The organism is Exiguobacterium sp. s124, from assembly GCF_018617485.1.
Lineage (GTDB): Bacteria > Bacillota > Bacilli > Exiguobacteriales > Exiguobacteriaceae > Exiguobacterium > Exiguobacterium aestuarii.
This window is the reverse complement of record NZ_JACSKH010000001.1, coordinates 1,422,702-1,443,038: the sequence shown is the minus strand read 5'-3', so window position 1 is coordinate 1,443,038 and position 20,337 is coordinate 1,422,702. Positions and strand designations below refer to the sequence as shown.

Below are 20,337 nucleotides of genomic sequence, written 5' to 3'. Positions count from 1 at the left end.
ATGGATGCACATCAATTGATTCAATTATTCGAGCAAAGTCCGGTCGTCATTCCGCGAAAACTGTTCACTGATGCTAGACGACTCGACTTGTCACCTGTCGAATTCAGTCTCATCGTCCATCTACTTGAAATGACTGGGGAAGGCATCGTCATGCCGCTCCCGAGCGAATTAGGGAAACGATTGAATATTTCAGAGAATGAGGCACGATCTGTGCTGCTCGGCCTGTTGCAAAAAGAATTGATTGCCATTGACGCTTCGAGTAATAGCGAGCGATACAGCCTATTGCCACTGTTTGAAGCGTTACAAGGAGAAGAGAAAATCGCACCGCAACAGACGTTGAATGAAAATATCATTCATACATTTGAACGAGAATTCGGGACAATTACCCCATTTGAGATTGAACAAATCGTTGGATGGATGACGGAAGATAACTTCAGCGAAGAGTTGATCATGGCGGCTTTGCGCGAAGCAAAACTACGGAATGTTCGAAACTTTAAATATATGGACAAAATCTTACGCGTCTGGCAGGGCCATCAAGTCGAGACGCTTGAAGATGTCGTGGAATATCAACGGAGGAACAAGTGATGTTGACGAAACTTCAGTTACAAGAAGTGTCGGACACGATGAAGCAAATGTTCCCGGATGCGCATTGTGAGTTGACCCATCAAAATCCATTCGAATTAGTGGTCGCCGTGGCGCTTTCCGCGCAAGCGACAGATGCTCTTGTCAATAAAGTGACACCAGGTCTATTTGAAGCCTTCCCGACAGTTGAAGCGATGGCTGCCGCAGACGTTTCGGAAATCGAGGCATTGATCAAGCGGATTGGCCTATACCGTAATAAAGCGAAGAACGTGAAGGCGCTCTCTGAGAAAATCGTGAACGAGCACGACGGGATTGTGCCGTCAGACCGGGCGTCATTAGAGGCCCTTCCAGGCGTCGGTCGCAAAACGGCCAACGTTGTCTTGTCGGTCGCGTTCCATGAACCCGCTTTTGCCGTGGATACTCACGTCGAGCGCGTGTCAAAACGTCTTGGCATTTGTCGTTGGAAAGATAACGTTCGCCAAGTCGAGGATACGTTGATGAAGAAGTTCCCACGCGATGAATGGTCGCAGCTCCACCATCAATTTATCTTCTTTGGACGCTATCATTGTAAAGCGCAGCGACCTGCCTGTGAGACGTGCCCGCTTCTTCATATGTGCCGTGAAGGCAAGAAACGAATGAAATCGACGAAAGTCACTACGTAAAAATGCATCGACACGTTTTGTGTCGATGCATTTTTGGTTTAATGGTTCCAAGGATGGTCGCTCCACTCACGACGCTTTTTCGTGATTGGTACTTTTTTGAAGCCCCAGTTGCGGAAGTCTTGGTCCGGACTTTCTTTACGAATGTAAATTTTGTCCTTGATTGCTTTGAAGATTCGGTTCTCGTCCCCATAATGGACGAACCGTGGTTTTACTTCAATCACACCACGACGAACGCGTGACAGTGGGAGGCAGACGAGGTCTGCGATTTCTAATCCAGATTGATACATCGTGTTCTGCTTCTCAGAGAAAATGAAGCCTTTAATTTTTTGACGACTCTTTTCGACATCGAGGTGGACCGTACCAGAATTGAAAATATCGAAAAATGCTTTTTGGATGAGTAGGTTTTGATAATCATCTCTTGATTCGAGGACGACGCGTGCACTGACCGCCTCTGTTTCCTCTAAGAACGCATAGAAGGACTTCATCAGGTGGGCGAAAGCGACGACGTACGGATCTTTTGGCGTCGAATAAAAGTCATGTAGTTTTTGCTTATCGACTTCGACACTGACGATGGTACAATCAATTCCCCGCAAAAAGTCAGGTAGTTTATCCCAAAAATCACGCAACATGTCGATTGTGATGCCGTCTTCTTTACCGTATGGATGTTCCGCCTTTAAAATTTCTTTCAAATGTAGCGGAATTTGCTCGGTTTTAAAAACGTCTCTCTTAAACGCATGAAGACGGCGCTTCAACTCACAAGGTAATCCGGTTTCATCCGCGTCGATTGAATACTTGTACTCCATCAACACACCAGTCAAATTGAACTGTGTATTGCCTTTCGGTGTACCAGTCTCGTCCACGAACATGACATACTTCTTTCCACTTTCCATCCAATCCCTCCAAAACGGCTTAACAGTAACGTCTTTAAGCATCCTATTTTATTTCCAAATGGTGATTCGGTCAATCTATTGCACAGAAATTGCACACTTTTTAAAGAATGACATCAATTAGGTTTATCGATGTGTCATCTTGGATAAACACTATAGGTGCTATTATCATAAAAAAACAATCGGGTCATACATAACGAGAGCTTTTCAATTTGGATACACAATCGCTTTCATACTAGTTTAACATACGGGAGTTTGGTACGATATGTGTTGCGGTAAATCCACATAAGTGTCGACCGACAGAAGTCGACAATCAGACCTGAGACGGAAGGAACGAGTGGACCGACCTGTTAATATGTATGTATGGGGTGACGACATTGTTCCATTATCCAAACGGTAAGAAAGCAAAAGTGACAAAGATAGAAAAGGGGGAAGGAATTTCGAAGGAACGATCGAATTCTCCAACCTATGCGAATCGCGGAATGAATTTGGAGACGTTGTTGAATGAAACGAATGAATTTTATCGGATTCATCAACGGGCCGTCATTCATAAGAAACCGACACCGTTACAAATCGTCAAAGTCGACTATCCGAAGCGGAGTGCCGCCAAAGTGACGGAAGCTTATTTCAAACAGGCATCCACGACCGACTATAACGGGGTGTATCGCGGCAAGTACATTGACTTTGAAGCGAAAGAAACGAATAATAAGACGTCGTTTCCGCTTGGCAATTTCCATGAACACCAAATTGAACATATGCGTGAGTGCGAACGTCACGGAGGGATTTGTTTTGTCATCATCCGCTTTAGTCGCTATAATACGCAATATGTATTGACCACCGAACAACTCGTTCAGTGGTGGGAACAACGAATGACGGGACGTAAATCGATTCCACTTCGCTTTATTGAAGAGGAAGCGATTGAAGTGCCGACGAGAGCCTTACCGTCGATTGATTATTTGACGGTGCTCGATCAATGGCTCGATTGAATAGAAGGAGTGAACTATGAATGGAGCGAAGTAGGATCGCACGTCGACAAGATTCGACGACGAATAAACGCAAAAAAACTGGGAAACAACCAAAGAATAAGAGTAAGAAGCCGATGTGGAAACGCATCTTTTTATTAGGTTTCATGTTATTTATTGCAGCAGTCATCGCATTCGGGGCATATACCGTATATGCAATTGCGACGGCACCAGAGCTTGACGAAGAAAAACTCGTCGATACGTATCCGATTCAGCTGATCTCGGCTGAAGGCGAACCGCTCGAAGGAGCCGGTCAAATTCGGGAATACGTCTCCATTGACGATATTTCAGAAGTGATGCAACAAGCGGTCGTTTCAATCGAGGACCGTCGTTTTTATGAACACAACGGAATCGACTTACGTCGAATCGGTGGCGCGGTCGTGGCCAACTTGACTGACGGTTTCGGTGCAGAAGGTGGATCGACCATCACGCAGCAGTTGGTGAAACAATCGTTTCTTTCAACGGATAAGAAGTTGAAGCGTAAGCTTCAAGAGCAGTGGCTCGCGCTCAAACTTGAACGTGAGTATACGAAAGAACAGATTTTGGAGATGTATTTAAATAAAAACTACTATGGTAGTGGTGGATACGGTGTACAAACCGCATCAAAACGCTACTTCAACAAGCCGGTCTCTGAGGTCAACTACCAGGAGGCAGCAATCCTTGCAGGTCTTCCGCAACGTCCTAGCGCATATGACCCCATCAACGGTGACCAAGAATTGACGCGTTACCGTCAAGAACAAGTATTGTCTGCGATGAAACGAGACGGTCACATTTCGGAAGAACAGTATAACGCAGCGCTTGATGTTGCCATCGCTGACGTCATCTCACCAGGTGAAGAGACGGAAGAAGAGGCGTTCACACGTGCGATTTATTCACGTGTCCAAGCAGAGCTTGAGGAAGATTATGGTCTTGAACAATCAGACATCTATGGCACAGGTTTGAAAGTATACACGTCAATCAATAAAGAACTTCACACAAAGTTTAATAGTGACATTAAGTCTGATAATGTAAACATTCCTAATGGTGCCTTTCCATCAGATGAACTTCGTATGGGTGCAACCGTGCTGAATACGAAGACGGGTGAAATTGTTGCCATCATCGATAGTCAACAGGCGAAGCAAGATGATAAATATTATATTGATTATTCAAATGAAAAATATCAGATTGGATCTACGGCAAAACCATTCTTTGACTATGGACCAGGTATTGAAAATGGACAATGGTCAACAGGAAAAATGTTACTTGATGCAGCATTTCCAGAAGGAAAACCAAGGAACTACTACGACGGTTATCGCGGTATGAACACGATGCGTCAATATTTGAAGATTTCAGCGAACACGCCTGCAGTTCGAGCATTCCAAGAAGTGCGGGATGAGTACGGTCAAGAGGCAATTGAGTCGTTTGTAAAAAATGTTGGAATCGAACCTTCATATTCGGGCGATCAATTAAATGAGTCAAATGCACTTGGTACTGCTGAAGCAAGCACGACTCAGATGGCGGCAGCTTATGCTGCACTCGGTGCAGACGGGATGTATACAAAACCACACTTGATTCAAAAAATTGAATTTAATGACGGTTCTAGTATCAACTCGCCAGTCAAGGCGAAGCAGGCGATGGAAGACTATACGGCCTACATGTTGACAGACATGTTGCGTGATGTTGTAAGTGCCGAAGGTGGAACGTATGAACCAGGTGCATTCCCATGGGATGTAGCTGGTAAAACGGGAACAACGAACAACGAACAATTCAAATGGTTTACAGGGTATTCAACCGATTACTCGATTTCAGTATGGACAGGTAAAGTTAATAAAGAAAGTAATAATAAACCGAACTACGCCCAATACTATTTCGAGTATATGATGCAACAGGTGACGAACGCGACGGGGCAACCTGATCGTTTCGAGCGTCCAGATTCTGTCTTGTCTCTCGGCAAGGAACTATATGTCAAGGGGACAAAACCAAAAGATCTTCAACCTGAGAAACTTGCCGCTCCAACGAGCGCAAGCGTCAACTATGATGAAGATTCACAAGCCGGTTCTGTCTCATGGTCATACGATTTTGATGGTGCAAAAGCAGACGGCTACTCAGACATCTCGTTCACTGTGACGCAACAGTCGGCGGATGGCGGTGAAAAAGTCGTCGGTACGACGGGAGAGACGAGTGTCGATATTGCAAACTTGGCTGAAGGGGACACGACATTCACCATCGTTGCCAAAGCGACGAACCCATTGACGGGTGAACAGCAATCAGCACCAGCGCAAGCAAGCTACTCGATTGAACCGAAAGAAGAACCGAAGGAAGAAGAAAATCCTTCTGGAGAAGAAAATAGCGCAGACAACCCATCAGATGAAAATAACGGCAATGAGGATAATAACGGCAATGGTAACGAAACCGACAATGGAAACGGTGAAGGTACGACAGACGAACAAAATCCGGATGAGCCGGCCACTGATGAAGGAACAGACCAACCGACGGATGGAGACGATTCAGGTGCTCCGTTAGAAGGTCAATCCAATGATGAATCGCCAAACACGGAACGTGGGAACGGCAATTCGAATAACGGAAATAACTAAGAAAGGCAGGGCGACATTGTGCGCCCTGTTTTTCGTATGACTTTGTTATAATGAAAAGAAAGGGAACAGGATGGTGACACATGGTTCAACTCTCTTTAAAGCGCAAGATGAAAGTGTTATTTGTTATGGATCGACTGCAAGACGACGATTTCGGCGTACCGCTCAGTGGACATCTCGGATTAAAGCTTTCCCATCTGCTGTTAAAAGAGTCGATTCCACTTGGTCGTCTCATCCATGATCAAACCGTCGCTGAAGCGATTGGACATGCTTACTTAAAACGAATCGGTGTCGAAACGATGTTCACGGGTGAGGAATCCTACTATCCGAATTTACTTCGTGGCAATCGTCAAACCTTATCGACAGACGAAGATTATTATAAAACGGTGCAACGCTACGCCAAGCATCTATTAGCGGTTCATTCGAAATGTACGAAGCTACATACCATTGTCTTATTCGGTCGATCGACACAACGTCTGTTTTCAGACGCGCTGATCCGCCTTGAAGAAGAGAATGCGCATGTCGCCACAACGTTTCAAAACATGACCATTTTGAAAATGCCCGCTGTATCGAGAGTGATACGAGATGAACGGATTCAATCGATCCGGCAAACCGTAGTGGAACTTGCACCTTCGAACTCATAAAAAGAGAAGGTGAACTGATGCGAAAATCACGCTCCGTCGAAGAAATGATTCAAGAATTAAAAGAAGACGCCAGCTTTGCCAAAAACGTCCGCCACTGGCATACAGTCGATGCACGTCCGGCACAATATGCACCCATTCCAGAGCAAGTACCGAAACAATTGACGAACGTCTTGAAGAGCCGGGGAATCGAACAGCTGTATACGCACCAGGCTGAAGCTGTGAAACAAACGGCAGCCGGTCACTCGACTGTCATAGTGACGCCGACCGCATCAGGAAAAACACTGTGCTATAACTTACCGGTACTTTCAAAGATGATTGAAAAACCAACAGCACGTGCGCTTTATCTTTACCCGACAAAAGCACTCGCGCAAGATCAAAATAGTGATTTGATGGAGATGGTCGAGGCACTCGAGGGGAATTTGCGATGCTTTACGTATGATGGGGATACGTCTCCCGCCGCGCGAACAAAAGTCAGGGATGCGGGAAATATCGTCATCACCAATCCGGATATGCTCCATTCGGGAATTTTACCGCACCACACGAAATGGATTCGTCTATTTGAAAATTTAGAGTATATCGTCGTCGATGAGTTGCACACGTACCGTGGTGTGTTTGGTAGCCACGTCGCAAACGTATTTCGTCGATTGAAGCGGATTTGCGCCTATTATGGAAGTCATCCGAAATGGATCATGACTTCCGCGACGATTGCGAATCCACGTGAACTCGCTGAATTGTTGACGGAAGAGGAAGTCGTGTTAATCGACCGGAACGGGGCACCTCAAGGGAAGAAGCATCTCGTCTTTTACAATCCCCCTGTCGTCAATGAAGCACTTGGAATTCGTAGAAGTGCAACACTCGAGACGAAACGTATCGCATCGAAGCTCGTCGAAGCAAACATTCAAACGATTGTATTCGCACGATCGCGTGTCCGCGTCGAGGTGCTTTTAACATATTTGCAAGAGCTGACACGACGAGAGCTTGGACCGAAGTCGATTGTCGGGTATCGAGGGGGTTATCTTCCATCGGAACGCCGCGAAATTGAACGACGGTTACGGAATGGTGAAATTAAAGCAGTCGTCTCAACGAATGCGTTAGAACTCGGCGTGGATATCGGGCAGTTACAAGCATGCGTTCTCAATGGCTACCCCGGAACCGTCGCCTCACTTTGGCAACAAGCTGGACGTGCAGGTCGTCGTCATTCCGAGTCACTCGTCGTATTCGTTGCGTCTTCGTCCTCTCTCGACCAGCTCGTCGTCGAACAACCTGATATGATTTTAGATCGTTCGCCGGAAGCTGCTCGCCTTGACCCGAATAACTTGATTATTTTAGTAGACCATATGAAGTGCGCCGCATTCGAATTACCGTTTCAAAAAGGGGAGCGATTTGGAACGATCGACACAGAGGATATTTTAGAGTTCCTGACCGATGCGCAAGTGCTACACGAACGAGCGAATAAATACTATTGGATGACGGATTCATTCCCGGCGCATGACATCTCTCTTCGAACAAGCGACCAAGAGAATGTAGTCATCGTCGACCAAACTGCAAAACATCAAGTGATTGGTGAAATGGATACGTTTAGTGCGATGACCTTATTACATGATGAAGCAATCTATTTGCATGGTGCCGAACAATATCAAGTCGAAAAGTTAGACTTCGAAGAGAAAAAGGCGTTCGTCCGTCGTGTCGATGTCGACTACTATACGGATGCGAATTTGGCTGTGGAATTGAAAGTGCTCGAAGAAAACAAGACGGATGGTGCAAAAACGTTTGGCGAAGTATCCGTCATTGCGATGGCCACCCTTTTTAAAAAAATTAAATTTGGAACACATGAGAACATCGGGTCAGGTCCGATTCATCTCCCAGAGCGAGAATTGCATACGACGGCGACGTGGTTCACATTAGACGAACGTTATGCATACTCGGAGGCAGATCTCGAAGATCAACTTGAGGCGGTCAGTGACTTGTTCAGACGACTCGCACCGCTCTATCTCATGTGTGATACGCTCGATTTATTTACGACCATTCAAATGAAGTCGACTCATACGAATAAACCGACCGTCTATTTATATGACCGCTATCCTGGTGGCATCGGTCTCAGTGAGGCGCTTTATAAAGATGCAGATATGGTACTTGAAGCAGCAGAACGGACAGTATCAGACTGTCCGTGTGAGAGCGGATGTCCTCGCTGTGTCGGTATGGTCGGATACGGGGACTTCAAACAGCAAGTCATTCGTCAGTTACAAGCATTGAAAGGATCGTTATGAAAGCAAAATTATCTAGATTAATAAAAACGAAAGAACCTGTCGAACCAGTACGCACGGCGTCTCCCGACGAAGTGGAGCAGCAGAAGTGGATTGAGCAGGGTGGGGACATTTTAACGTTCGAAGAGGAGTGGTGTGTTCGAATCCGAAAGACTTATCCACTAGATGAGATTTATCACGACTATGCCTTCGGAGACGCAAGTCGAATGATGCGGAAGACTGAACATCCGTTTTTCGCGGTCGACTTAGAACCAGAACAAGTGCTTTTCATGGATACAGAGACGACCGGGCTACGTGGATCTGGCACATCGATTTTTTTAATCGGGTTTGCGAGAATTCAAGCGGAACACTTAGAAATGATTCAATATGTCTTGCCGCACCCTGCGTTTGAGACCGCCTTTTACTATCATTTCTTGCAAGATATCGGAGACGAGGTACGTTTCGTCACCTATAACGGGAAGTCCTTCGACTGGCCGCAAATCAAGACGAGACATACGTTCGTCAAATCTCGGGTCAAAGCGTTGCCTTCCGTCGGTCATGTCGATTTATTACATGCCGCGAGGCGATTGTTGAAACCGAGATTAGAATCGGTGTCACTTAAAGCTGTCGAAACGTATTTCGGTCATGGCCGAACAGATGACCTTCCTGGATTTTTAGCACCGATGCATTATTTCCAGTACGTCAAAGAACGGAACCCGGAGATTCTCATGCCGGTCCTCGAACACCATCATGCAGATTGTTTAAGTCTTGTCTCCCTCTACACAAGACTTAGTCAACTTGTCACGACTCCACAAATAGATTTCGGAGAAGAGCGTGCGCATTGGTTGCATGACCTTGGCGAACAGGAACGGGCGCTCGAAGCGTTTGAACAGCTTTCGAGTCCTTCGAAGCGAGCCGTCATGCGGCAAGCAATGCTATTGAAGCGAACGGGACGTATGGAGCAAGCAATTCCGTTATTCGAATCATTGCATACGATCGAGGGCTATGTTGAACTCGCCAAATATGCAGAGCACAAGCAGAAGGATGTGGCACTCGCGATTGATTATACGGAACGAGCGATGGAGCTCCTTGAACAAAAACGTACAGTGTTGCGTCAAACAATCAATCGAGAAAAGGCCGAGCTAGAACATCGCCGTGCCCGTCTAGAAAGGAAGAGATCATGAAAGTTGTAGCCATCACAGGATATCGTCCTCATGAACTTGGAATTTTCAAAGCGGATCATCCCGGAATTGAAATCATTCAAGAAGCTTATCGTAAAAAAATTCTTGAAGTCATCGAACTTGGCGCTGAATGGTTCATCTTTAGTGGAACGAACGGTTGTGAATTATGGGCCGGACAAGTATTGTTAGAGTTAAGAGAAACTTATCCGATTAAAATTGCGGTATTTCCTCCGTTCTTAAATATGGACGAACGCTATAAACCGTTCGAGCAAGAATTATTTGTGCAACTGCAACTCGAAGCCGACTTCTTCGAACCGTTGACGCAACGTCCGTATGAGGATCCAAGTCAACTACGCGCAAAAACTGCATTCTTTTTAGACAAAGCAGAAGGATTGATTACCTTGTATGACGAAGAAACGGAAGGAAGTCCCCGTTTTCTAGTAGAAGGGGCACGGCGAAAGCCGAATATGGAAGTCTTTTTGATTAATCAGGAAGATTTACGTGTCATTGAGGAAGAAAAACAATGGGAACAACAATGGGAGTGATACGATGCAAACCGAACTAACGGCAGAAGCAATTTATAAACAAGAATTTAAAACAGCATTACGAGGGTATTCACAAGAAGAAGTCGATCAATTCTTAGATGTGGTCATTCGCGATTATGAGAAGATGGCAAAAGAGATCGATCGTCTCCAAACGGAAAATGATTCATTGCGTCGCGAATCATCACCTGCAGCGGAACCAGTCAAGCCAGCGCAGCCTGTCGCATCTAATTATGATATGTTGCGTCGCATTTCAAATCTCGAAAAAGCAGTCTTCGGAAAGCAAGTGGGACCAAGCGAATAAGGAATAGGGGGTGGAGTGAATGTTACAAGTGTTAACGGCTACTGAGAAACAACCCGTTAAACAACAGACAAGAAAGCTGTTTCGTCCGAAAGAAGAAGTGATGAAAGCACCGACATGCTATACGGATCGTCTCGTCGAAAACATCAGACACACTTGTCGTTTTGATTGGATGATGATTGAACAAGTCGAGTTTGGGGACGATCTCGTTCATTACGTGCTCGTTGGACCTAAAGGAGTATTTTTGATTCAATTAAATCGAACTCCAGCCCCTGTCCATTTGACGAACCGCGAGTGTCGGACAGAGACGTCTATGGGATGGAAACACGTCTATCCACATCCTGTCACGGAGTTAGAGCGAATGACCAAACAAGTACGTTCACGACTGAAAAAAGAGTGTGGACAAGCGATTCCGGTTTATTCGTTTTTAATCTTCCCAGAGACGGAACAGTTGAAGCTTAAACGGATTAAGGCCAATTGTGGCGACTCTTTCAAGTTGGTCGATCAGGTCATCAGCAAAACCAATCTTGAGATGTTGACGGAGCCGCTTGTTAAACAAATCGCCTACTACTGTTCTGAAAGACAAGTACATAAATAAGCAGAAGGCCAAATGATTGTATTTGGCCTTCTGCTTATTTTAATAGTTCTTTAGCTTTTGCAGCATCATCTCGATGGACGAACAATGCGACACGGTCGTCTAAATTTTTTGCGAGCGGTTTTAACAACTTTCCGGTCGGAAGTCCTTGTTCAATCCGACAGGTGATTCCCTGTTCTGTCAGGTAATGATAATCACCTAATAGTTCCTCGCCTTGCTTCCCAAACGCTTCACCGAAGCGAACCCATTTTAAGTTGCGAATCGTACGAATCGTGACCAAAATGACGAACAAGATGGCGAGTACAATGATGAATAATGTTTCCAACGCATTCAACCCCTTCTTTACACAAGTTTAATGGTGTGGCGAGTTGAAAGCAATATGAAGTGAACGTTATACTAAAATGGAAAAGAGGGGGATTTTATGAAAAAACCGATTCAATCGAGACGAGAGGCAATCTCGCTCCTCGAAGACGAGCAAGTACTCTACATTCGAATTCATAACGGTCAAACCGGTATGATTAAATCGACAGAAGAAGGCATCATCGTCGCCATCCCGAATGAAGAGACAGACAAAATTGATTTTCGTAAGCTCGAGGATATCGAGGCGTTCGAAGCGTTCTACGATTTGACGCTTTCAAAACCAGGTATTCTATATGTAAATGTTGAAGAATAAATGACATGGAGAGCTTCACCAATGTGGTGAGGCTCTCCATTTATACACGCTTATGTTTGCGGAAGCCAGACGGCTAACTTGTCCTGTAAAGGTTTTAGACGGACATGATGTTGCAGATGCAATAAATAGCCGTCTGGACGTATGACTAATATACCGCGTTTCATAAATAGTGACTTGGCAAGTTCATTTCCTTGGTCGAAAAATGGACGACTCGTCTTCGACAATGTAATGGTTTGAATGAATGGATGATGCTGATTTAAGAATTCATAAATCGCTGTCAAATCACGTTTGCCATCGTCGAACACGAGCACTTGGAAGCGTCCATCTGCAATCTCCGAAATCTTCGTCCGAAAGCCGTCATCGGTTCGCAAAATCTCTGTCTCAGGAAAAATCTTTCCTTCGGCAACTCGTCGAAATGGCATACGCAATGCTTTCGGATAGGACAGATGAAGTTGCGAGATGCGTTCCGTTATCTTTTGATTAACGAGATTGACTCGTGTGAAGACGTCAGCTCCGATGGCTTGGAACGGTAACAGCATCGGAAGGGTCGTTTGAAGCATCACGGTCGCGATATTCGTCGTCTGTAGGACATTCTTTGCAACGTGCTCGCGTTCATCCCGATACGTCGAGACGACTTGGTGTGGAGCACCCGTCTTCAAATGGAGCCATAGCTTCCAACCTAAGTTGAATGCATCCGCAATCCCAGTGTTCATTCCTTGTCCACCGACCGGAGAATTGATATGAGCCGCATCGCCCATTAGAATGATGCGATTATGGATAAACGTATCGACCATCCGATTATGAACGCGAAAAATTGAGAACCACTCGACATCGTGGATGTGAACAGGCATGTGACTACGTTGTTCAACAAATTGTTGAAGGTCCGATTCCACGAATGATTCATCGGTTCGTAAGTTTCCCGTAATCCGGATTGTTTCATCTGTGAGTGGAAATACTTCTAGCACCCCTTGATCCGAGAAGAAAATATGCACCTCTTCGCGAGAAATGGGCCAATCTGCTTTCAAATCCGCTAACACCCATGCCTCTTTAAACGACTTCCCACTGAAAGGGAGGGCGAGCATTCGACGGATAGAACTGTTCGCACCATCAGCGGCGACGACATATTTGGCTTCGACTGAACGCTGGGTTCCATCTGCAGCAGTCAAATGAGCAATCGTACGTGATGGATATTGGGTGATCGACGAGAGTGATTCGCCGCGCTTCACTGCGTGACCATGTTTGTGTAGGGCGCGTTCTAAAATTTCTTCTGTTTCATTTTGTCGCAGTAGTGTCACGAAAGGATACGGAGTGACAAGCTTTGAAAACTCTAGCTTTGCCGTCCATTGACCTGAGAAATAGAGATTTCCCCGTTCAATCGTACGGGCCCGCTCGAGCACTTCTTGGGCGACATCTAAGCGAGAGAACACTTCGATTGTCCGCGGCTGTATCCCGATGGCCCGAGAATTATCCGACGGGGTCGTCTTTCGGTCGATGATTTGAAATGAAACGCCATATCTGGCTAAGGTGAGGCCGAGCGTCAGGCCGGTCGGTCCGGCTCCGACGATTAGTACATCCACTTGTTCGTCCAAAGTGATCAACTCCTATCATTAATAATGATATTTCCGACATTGGCAGCGATTAAACGAAAAGTGGGGTATAGAACGGTATAAGATATTCGATGATGGAAGGTGAGTGAACGGTGTGCAGCCATGGATCAATGAAAATCAAATTCGAAATAGCTTTACAATGGAAGAAGATTACGAACAGACAGCGGCGGTATTAATTCCGCTCGTTGAAATAGAGAAGGAATGGCATGTCGTCTTTGAAGTACGTGCCCATACGATGCGGCAGCAACCCGGGGAGATTTCTTTTCCAGGAGGTCGACTTGAAAAAGGAGAGACACCTGTCGAAGCGGCGGTGCGAGAAACGTGTGAGGAGCTCGAGATTGCGTCAACTCAAATTGAAGTCATTGGCAAATTGAGGCCGCTCGCCACACCCCATCGACAATTGATTTATCCATTTGTCGGAATCTTATCGGAATTACCAAGTGTGAAAGAAACGGATGAGGTCGATCACTTGTTTACGGTACCGGTCTCTACATTGCTCATGATTGACCCGTTTCATGGAGAGATGGAGTGGACGATGAACCCGGATCAAAATATCCCATTAGATCGATTGGCGAATGCTAAAGCGTACAAAAAACGGGTAATTAAAATGAGAGAACCTTTCTACGAACATGAAGACTATATCATTTGGGGACTTACTGGAAAATTTTTGACACAATTTATTCAACGCATAAAAGAAAACGTATTCAAACCGACATAATTTCGTTATAATGATAGAAACAAATTTAGATTGGAAGTGAATGGGTGTGTCTGAAGAATTCCTCGTAGGTGATATCGTGAAGTCGACTCGTGAAGGATGGGTCGCAGAAGTGACCGCCGTACTGACCAATACTGTGATCGGAGACGTTTCGATCATGGAAGAGTTTCAACAACTTGGGCTCGAGTTTGAAAAACAAGTTTTATTAAAATCAGATTTGGAATTGATTGAACGCGCCAGCTGACCTTTTTTCTGAAAGGGATGATTCAGGTGTCCATTGACAAAAAAGTACGTGAATGGCAAGAGGCGGGTTTGTTAGATGAAGCGACGGGTAAAAGACTAGTCGACTATGAACATACACAACGGGCGGCTAGTGAGCGACATGATCACAAGCCGCCTGTTTTAGTCATTGTCGGCTCGATTTTACTGGCACTCAGCCTATTTAGCTTCGTTGCAGCCAATTGGCAGGCGATTCCTGACCTCTTAAAGATTGGGTTATTTCTTATTTTTATGGTTGGATTTTATGTCTTTGCCGAGCGGGTCCGCTTGAAAACGCCGAGGTACGTCACTTTATTACGCGTATTAGGATTTGTCTTTTTTGTAGCGACCATGGCGGTCATCTTTACCACGTATAATCTATCCGGGCAATTGACGTTTCTGTTTTGGATCCTCTTCACGATGGCCGTTTTGCACAGAATCATGTATGAGCACGTCATTTTTTCGATTATCTCCGCTATCACTGCATTCATGGCCGTCACGAACAGTTTCGAAGGTATAGGGTTGACGTTGATTGGATTTGCACTCGTCGTGACATGGGTATGGTTCCATTTTGTGGAGGAATCATTGGATCGGACGTTCGCATGGCTCACCTTTTACGGTATTCTCAATATCTTTGGTCAATATGTGGACTATGAAGGAAGACTATGGCCACTTTGGTCACTCGTCATTTTACATGCGTTACTTCTGATTTATCGTAAGCGGGCTGCTTGGCAAGCTGCCTATTTATTTGTCGCAGCCGTGCTTTCCATTGGCTATTTAGTGAATGTCACGGAAAGCTGGCTCTCGCAAAGACCACCTTCGATACTAGAAGCGACCCTCCTATCCATCGCACTCGTCGCCGTCTATTTGATTCATCGCCGAAACGATCTATTGTGGGTGAGTTTGCTCGCAGTCATTCCATTTGCATTATTCGAGGATTCAGGTGTACTTCTGGCGGTATTGATTGAAGTGATTGCATTGGCATACCTCGTCCGTCAAGACATGATGAGACAACCAACCATCTTCGCCTTTATCTATTTCCTAGTTGTCCAGATGACGATTTATTTCATTTATGTATGGGACCGTCTGGATATCTCTCTCTTCTTCTTGATCGGTGCGCTCATCGTCTTCGCATTGTCACTCGGACTATGGTGGCGTAATCGTACGAGAAGGGATGTGACGACATGAAACGATTGTCCACGTGGGTCATTCCGGCCGTCCAAGTCATGATTGCCGTCCTGTTTGTCATTCTTGTCTTTGCCATCTCGTGGGTAGGGGAGACATACACGTTCAAAGGTACTTCGTATGAACCGTATGACCCGTATTTTGGAGACTCTATCTATCTGGAATATGACGAATTCGAAGGACGTCAAAATGTTGAGACGGGGACGGTTTACGTTTCGTTCGAGCAAGGAGAAGATGGATTTGCCGTCATCGACCGAGTCGAGTCAAAACCGTTTTTCGGAGGAGTACGGGCGAACTACTATGACCGCAATCTTTATATAGAAGAAATGGGGTCGTATCGTGTCCCTCAAGATGAAGTAGACAGGGTGGAAGGGGAAAAATCTTTCACGGTCCAAGTCGATGTTGCACCGTGGGGGATGCTCAGATTGCATGATTTAAAGCCAATTGAATAAATAAAACACATGACAGGAAGATTACAGGTTTGTTACATGATTTATTGTAACGATTCTGTAATTTTTTTGTGAAACCTAGTAATAGCAACGTTTTTCGCAATTGTTACAATCTGTAACCACTTTTTACGTCATATGTCAGGAATATTTCACTTCGTTGAAACGGCTACTCCAATGTAAGGTGTCGTGGTAAATTAACATCTGTTCGTTACATAACGAGAAAGGTGATGACCTTACTACGATGAAATTGATTAAATATATGATGTTATTTGGAACCGCAATGATTGGGATGTTCACATTCGTTGGTCAAGCAGATGCTGCACAGATCGGAATCGGGACAGAACAGAAAATTGTACAAAATCCAATTGAATTAGAACGACAAGCGATTGAAGAAGAACGACAGAAAGAAATCGCCCGTCAAAAGAAAATTGCCGAAGAAAAACGCATCGCTGAAGAGAAACGCATCGCTGAAGAGAAGCGTCTCGAAGCAGAACGTATTGCTGCAGAGAAAGAGAAAGCAGAAAAGGAAAGACTTGCTAAACTTGAAGCAGAACGAAAAGCTGAAGAAGCGCGTAAAGAAGCAGAACGTGCGGCAGCAAAAAAGGCAGCGGCTTCTTCGAATAAAAAGACTACGGCGACACCGGTGTCTACGTCAGCGGGTAAAAAAGTCATTACAGTCGAATCGACTGCATATTCAAATGATATCGCTGATAACAAGGCATATGGTGGTCGTGTCTTAACAGCAACTGGTCATGACGTGACTGATTCGATTTATTATAACGGGATGCGAATCATCGCTGTTGACCCTGCCGTCATTCCATTAGGTTCTAAAGTCCATATCCAAGGTGTCGGTGATGCGATTGCCCTTGATACAGGTGGAAGAATCAAAGGACATATCGTCGATTTACTCGTCGATTCTAAACAGGACGCGATTCAATGGGGGCGTCGTCACATCAAAGTAACGCTTTACTAATGGTCAGGTTCTCCAATAGGAGAGCCTTTTTTTGTTTAACAAAGTAGAGAAACGGGCAAAATACTATTTGAATTTCCATTTTGGAAATAGTCGAGGAGGGATCAGGTTGATTGAGTTTCGTGATGTGTCAAAACGTTATGAAGACGGGACGTTAGCCGTCAAAGAGTTAAGTTTAACAGTAGAAAAAGGAGAAATCTTTGTATTGATTGGACCTTCCGGTTGTGGGAAGACCACAACGATGAAGATGGTCAATCGCCTCATCGATCATACGGACGGTAAGATTTTAATCGATGGAAAAGAAATCTATCAATTCGATATTTTTGAGTTACGCCGTAACATCGGTTATGTGCTTCAACAAATTGCCTTATTCCCCCATCTAACAGTTGAAGAAAACATCTCTGTCGTACCGGAACTATTGAAATGGAAAAAAGAACGAACGAAAGACCGTGTGACGGAATTGATGAAAATTGCCGGTCTCGACCCGAAATTACGTTCGAAGAAGCCCTCGGAACTATCTGGTGGTCAGCAACAACGGGTCGGGGTATTGCGCGCACTAGCCGCAGACCCGGACGTCATCCTGATGGACGAACCGTTCTCTGCGCTTGACCCGATTAGCCGTGGTCAATTGCAAGATGACATCAAGCGACTAAATGATGAACTCGGTAAGACGATTCTATTTGTCACACACGATATGCAAGAAGCGATGAAGCTCGGTGACCGCATCGCATTGATGCGCGACGGCGAACTCATGTTGGTCGGTACACCAGACGAAATATTGGCGAGTGAAGATCCGTTCGTCTTAGAATTCACACAACGCGGAAGAGGTGAGCTAGATGCTTGAGACGTTCCAAAATAGACAAGGTCAGCTTGTCGAGGCACTGATTGAGCACTTGCAGCTCTCTGTCGTATCGCTTTTGATTGCCGTTTTGATTGCCGTACCATTAGGGATTTGGCTGACACGTCGTAAGAAAATTGCCGAGACCGCCATTGGTGTTACAGCAATTATTCAAACAATCCCTTCGCTTGCCCTACTCGGGTTAATGATTCCACTCGTAGGAATCGGAGCATTGCCTGCCATCATCGCGCTTGTGTTATATGCGCTCCTACCAATTTTACGTAACACGTTTACTGGATTGAATGAAGTGGACAAATCGTTACTTGAAGCAGCTCGAGCTTGTGGGATGAAGCCGAATCAAAGTTTGATGAAAGTCGAACTTCCCCTTGCATTGCCAGTCATCATGGCTGGTATCCGTACAGCGATGGTCTTAATCGTCGGTACGGCAACACTCGCTGCCCTTGTCGGAGCAGGTGGACTTGGTACACTCATCTTACTTGGGATTAACCGAAACGATAATTACTTAATCTTACTGGGTGCAATCCCAGCCGCTATTTTGGCACTCCTGTTTGACTTCTTGTTGCGTCAGATGGAAGGTGCGACAGCGACTCGCAATAAGACGAAATTGATTGCTGTTTCTACCGTACTCGCACTGGTCATCATCACGCCGCTCGCATTTGGTCGCTCTCAAGAGACAGACCTTGTCGTTGCAGGTAAACTCGGTCCAGAGCCAGAAATTCTGATGAATATGTATAAGCTATTGATTGAGGAAGAAACAGATTTGACTGTATCCGTGAAACCGAACTTCGGAGAGACGACGTTCGTCTGGGGCGCACTCCAATCAGGTGACGTCGACATTTATCCGGAGTTTACAGGTACGGCACTCGCGAGTCTCGTCAAAGAGACACCTGAGTCAAACGATGCAGGTGAGGTGTATGAACAGGCGAGAGAGGCACTGGCCGAAGATGGGTACGTGATGCTCGAACCGATGAAGTTTAACAATACGTATGCGCTCGCGATTCCACGTGACTATGCCGAGGCCGAAGACATTACGGCTATTTCAGATTTACGGAATGTCGAGTCCGATATTAAAGCCGGTTTCACACTCGAGTTCACCGACCGTGAAGACGGGTATCCTGGCTTACAAAACGAGTATGGGTTTGATTTCCCATCTGTCGTCTCGATGGAGCAGAAATTACGTTATCGCGCCATCGCACGAGGGGATGTCAATCTAGTCGACGCTTATGCGACAGATCCTGATATCGCCGAGAACGATCTCGTCGTACTAGAAGACGACCGACAATTCTTCCCACCTTATCAAGGTGCACCACTCATGAAAGAGGAGACGCTTGAAGAGTATCCGGAGATTGAGGATGCGCTCAACCAACTCGCCGGCAAAATTACAGACGAACAGATGTCTGAACTGAACCGACGTGTTGCCTACGGAAATGAACGTGCTTACGATGTAGCGAAAGACTTCTTAGAACAGGAAGGGTTATTATGAGAGCTTTGATTATTTCGAATCCGAAGTCCGGTACGAGCGAAACGATGCTCGGAGAAGTCATCGGAACGATTGAATCGCTCTACGAAGAATTAATTATCAAAAAAACTCAAGAAATCGGGGACGCGCTCCGATTCGCGAAAGAAAGTGGAACGTTCGACCATATGATTGTGATAGGGGGAGACGGGACCTTAAACGAAGTGGTGAATGGATTAATGACGTTAGAGCGTGAGGATCGTCCAACGGTAGGGATCATTCCTGCCGGGACATGTAATGATTTTGCGCGAGCGCTTGAACTCCCCATTCAACCGACACAAGCGGCAAGTGTCATTAAGTCGAATCATGAACAGCATGTGGACGTCATTCAAGTTGATGAGATGTATGCTCTCAATTTCGTAGGAGTCGGATTGATTGCAGACACGTCACGTCAAATCGATCCGGATGAAAAGGAAGCATTAGGTTCAATCGGTTACTTTTTAGCGACTATCCGCCAGTTTCGTGAAGCTGACCCGTTTGAGATTCGGTTACGACGAGGAGATGAACTCCTTTACGAAGGTGATGTCAGTTTTCTATATGTAGGGAATGGGAGTTATCTCGGGACTGTACCGACGAAGCTTGAGACACAATCGTTTTCAGACGGATTGTTAGAAGTCGTTCACAGTTCGTCAATCGGATTTCCGATGATTCGACAATTGTTGGCCCAGCAACTCGGTCTTGATCAAAAATCGACGGAATGGAATCACTTTCAGGCTCCTCATGTCGAAGTCGAGTTAAATGAACCTCAAATCATCGATGTAGACGGTGAGCATTTCGAAACCGATCACTTAACGATACGAATTCGAGAGCAGGCTCTCATGTTTTTAACGCCATAAAGCATCAACAGAGAAAAGTATTCAGACTTTTCTCTGTTTT

Annotated in this window: 21 protein-coding genes and 1 pseudogene; 19 read left to right on the top strand and 3 right to left on the bottom strand. The window is 45.5% G+C overall.

Annotated features, from left to right (window positions below; translation table 11 throughout):
* The gene (locus tag KNO85_RS07540; protein ID WP_214788576.1) at nucleotides 1-585 is read left to right on the top strand and encodes a DnaD domain-containing protein; all 585 of its coding nucleotides are present in this window, start codon (nucleotides 1-3) and stop codon (nucleotides 583-585) included.
* The gene (gene nth / locus KNO85_RS07535) at nucleotides 585-1,244 is read left to right on the top strand and encodes an endonuclease III (RefSeq protein ID WP_214788574.1); all 660 of its coding nucleotides are present in this window, start codon (nucleotides 585-587) and stop codon (nucleotides 1,242-1,244) included. The genes KNO85_RS07540 and nth overlap by 1 nt, the downstream gene beginning before the upstream one ends.
* A 38-nt stretch (nucleotides 1,245-1,282) precedes the next feature.
* On the opposite strand, the gene KNO85_RS07530 is transcribed toward nth, so the two are convergent.
* Entirely contained in the window at nucleotides 1,283-2,134 is an 852-nt protein-coding gene (locus KNO85_RS07530) for a DUF3800 domain-containing protein (RefSeq protein WP_251126025.1), read from the bottom strand.
* Nucleotides 2,135-2,490: 356 nt separating this feature from the next.
* Between KNO85_RS07530 and recU the strand changes: the two genes are divergently transcribed.
* The 8 genes from recU to KNO85_RS07490 all read left to right on the top strand — a co-directional run bounded on the left by recU (nucleotide 2,491) and on the right by KNO85_RS07490 (nucleotide 11,232).
* Nucleotides 2,491-3,117 (top strand): Holliday junction resolvase RecU, encoded by a 627-nt coding sequence (recU, locus tag KNO85_RS07525; protein WP_214788568.1) that lies wholly within the window; start codon nucleotides 2,491-2,493, stop codon nucleotides 3,115-3,117.
* Nucleotides 3,118-3,137: 20 nt separating this feature from the next.
* Entirely contained in the window at nucleotides 3,138-5,726 is a 2,589-nt protein-coding gene (locus KNO85_RS07520) for a transglycosylase domain-containing protein (RefSeq protein ID WP_214788565.1), read from the top strand.
* Nucleotides 5,727-5,806: 80 nt separating this feature from the next.
* The gene (locus KNO85_RS07515) at nucleotides 5,807-6,367 is read left to right on the top strand and encodes a hypothetical protein (RefSeq protein WP_214788562.1); all 561 of its coding nucleotides are present in this window, start codon (nucleotides 5,807-5,809) and stop codon (nucleotides 6,365-6,367) included.
* 17 nt (nucleotides 6,368-6,384) lie between these two features.
* Nucleotides 6,385-8,634 carry a DEAD/DEAH box helicase gene (locus KNO85_RS07510; protein ID WP_214788559.1) on the top strand — a complete coding sequence of 750 codons (2,250 nt, stop codon included), beginning with the start codon at nucleotides 6,385-6,387 and terminating at the stop codon, nucleotides 8,632-8,634.
* Entirely contained in the window at nucleotides 8,631-9,794 is a 1,164-nt protein-coding gene (locus KNO85_RS07505) for a ribonuclease H-like domain-containing protein (RefSeq protein WP_214788556.1), read from the top strand. The genes KNO85_RS07510 and KNO85_RS07505 overlap by 4 nt, the downstream gene beginning before the upstream one ends.
* Nucleotides 9,791-10,336, top strand: a complete 546-nt coding sequence (locus KNO85_RS07500; protein ID WP_214788552.1) for an SLOG family protein — start codon at nucleotides 9,791-9,793, stop codon at nucleotides 10,334-10,336. Before KNO85_RS07505 ends, KNO85_RS07500 begins: the two co-directional genes overlap by 4 nt.
* Nucleotides 10,337-10,340: 4 nt before the next feature.
* The gene (gene gpsB, locus KNO85_RS07495) at nucleotides 10,341-10,637 is read left to right on the top strand and encodes a cell division regulator GpsB (protein WP_214788549.1); all 297 of its coding nucleotides are present in this window, start codon (nucleotides 10,341-10,343) and stop codon (nucleotides 10,635-10,637) included.
* Between the two features lie 19 nt (nucleotides 10,638-10,656).
* Nucleotides 10,657-11,232, top strand: coding sequence for an NERD domain-containing protein (locus KNO85_RS07490; protein WP_214788546.1), 576 nt, complete (start codon nucleotides 10,657-10,659; stop codon nucleotides 11,230-11,232).
* A gap of 34 nt (nucleotides 11,233-11,266) precedes the next feature.
* On the opposite strand, the gene KNO85_RS07485 is transcribed toward KNO85_RS07490, so the two are convergent.
* Complete coding sequence (locus KNO85_RS07485) at nucleotides 11,267-11,554, bottom strand: hypothetical protein (protein WP_214788543.1); 288 nt, start codon at nucleotides 11,552-11,554, stop codon at nucleotides 11,267-11,269.
* A gap of 96 nt (nucleotides 11,555-11,650) precedes the next feature.
* On the opposite strand from KNO85_RS07485, the gene KNO85_RS07480 reads away from it, so the two are divergent.
* Entirely contained in the window at nucleotides 11,651-11,902 is a 252-nt protein-coding gene (locus tag KNO85_RS07480; protein WP_214788540.1) for a hypothetical protein, read from the top strand.
* A gap of 50 nt (nucleotides 11,903-11,952) precedes the next feature.
* Here the strand turns inward: KNO85_RS07480 and KNO85_RS07475 are convergent, their stop codons facing one another.
* Nucleotides 11,953-13,491: an FAD-dependent monooxygenase gene (locus KNO85_RS07475; RefSeq protein WP_214788537.1), complete on the bottom strand. Its 1,539-nt coding sequence runs from the start codon at nucleotides 13,489-13,491 to the stop codon at nucleotides 11,953-11,955.
* A 112-nt stretch (nucleotides 13,492-13,603) separates the two neighbouring features.
* Between KNO85_RS07475 and KNO85_RS07470 the strand changes: the two genes are divergently transcribed.
* The 8 genes and pseudogenes from KNO85_RS07470 to KNO85_RS07435 all read left to right on the top strand — a co-directional run bounded on the left by KNO85_RS07470 (nucleotide 13,604) and on the right by KNO85_RS07435 (nucleotide 20,297).
* Entirely contained in the window at nucleotides 13,604-14,227 is a 624-nt protein-coding gene (locus KNO85_RS07470; RefSeq protein ID WP_260569815.1) for an NUDIX hydrolase, read from the top strand.
* Nucleotides 14,228-14,267: 40 nt separating this feature from the next.
* The gene (locus tag KNO85_RS07465) at nucleotides 14,268-14,468 is read left to right on the top strand and encodes a DUF2187 family protein (protein ID WP_214788531.1); all 201 of its coding nucleotides are present in this window, start codon (nucleotides 14,268-14,270) and stop codon (nucleotides 14,466-14,468) included.
* A gap of 17 nt (nucleotides 14,469-14,485) precedes the next feature.
* Nucleotides 14,486-15,670 (top strand): DUF2157 domain-containing protein, encoded by a 1,185-nt coding sequence (locus tag KNO85_RS07460; protein WP_214788528.1) that lies wholly within the window; start codon nucleotides 14,486-14,488, stop codon nucleotides 15,668-15,670.
* Entirely contained in the window at nucleotides 15,667-16,119 is a 453-nt protein-coding gene (locus KNO85_RS07455) for a GDYXXLXY domain-containing protein (protein ID WP_214788525.1), read from the top strand. The genes KNO85_RS07460 and KNO85_RS07455 overlap by 4 nt, the downstream gene beginning before the upstream one ends.
* A gap of 238 nt (nucleotides 16,120-16,357) precedes the next feature.
* Entirely contained in the window at nucleotides 16,358-17,089 is a 732-nt protein-coding gene (locus tag KNO85_RS07450) for a 3D domain-containing protein (RefSeq protein WP_251130594.1), read from the top strand.
* A 106-nt stretch (nucleotides 17,090-17,195) separates the two neighbouring features.
* Nucleotides 17,196-17,912, top strand: a pseudogene (locus tag KNO85_RS07445) (ABC transporter ATP-binding protein); the annotation flags it as partial.
* A 10-nt stretch (nucleotides 17,913-17,922) separates the two neighbouring features.
* Nucleotides 17,923-19,428, top strand: a complete 1,506-nt coding sequence (locus KNO85_RS07440; RefSeq protein WP_214788519.1) for an ABC transporter permease/substrate-binding protein — start codon at nucleotides 17,923-17,925, stop codon at nucleotides 19,426-19,428.
* A complete protein-coding gene (locus KNO85_RS07435; RefSeq protein ID WP_214788516.1) occupies nucleotides 19,425-20,297 on the top strand; it encodes a diacylglycerol/lipid kinase family protein in 873 nt (290 codons plus the stop codon). The genes KNO85_RS07440 and KNO85_RS07435 overlap by 4 nt, the downstream gene beginning before the upstream one ends.
* Nucleotides 20,298-20,337: the final 40 nt, after the last annotated feature.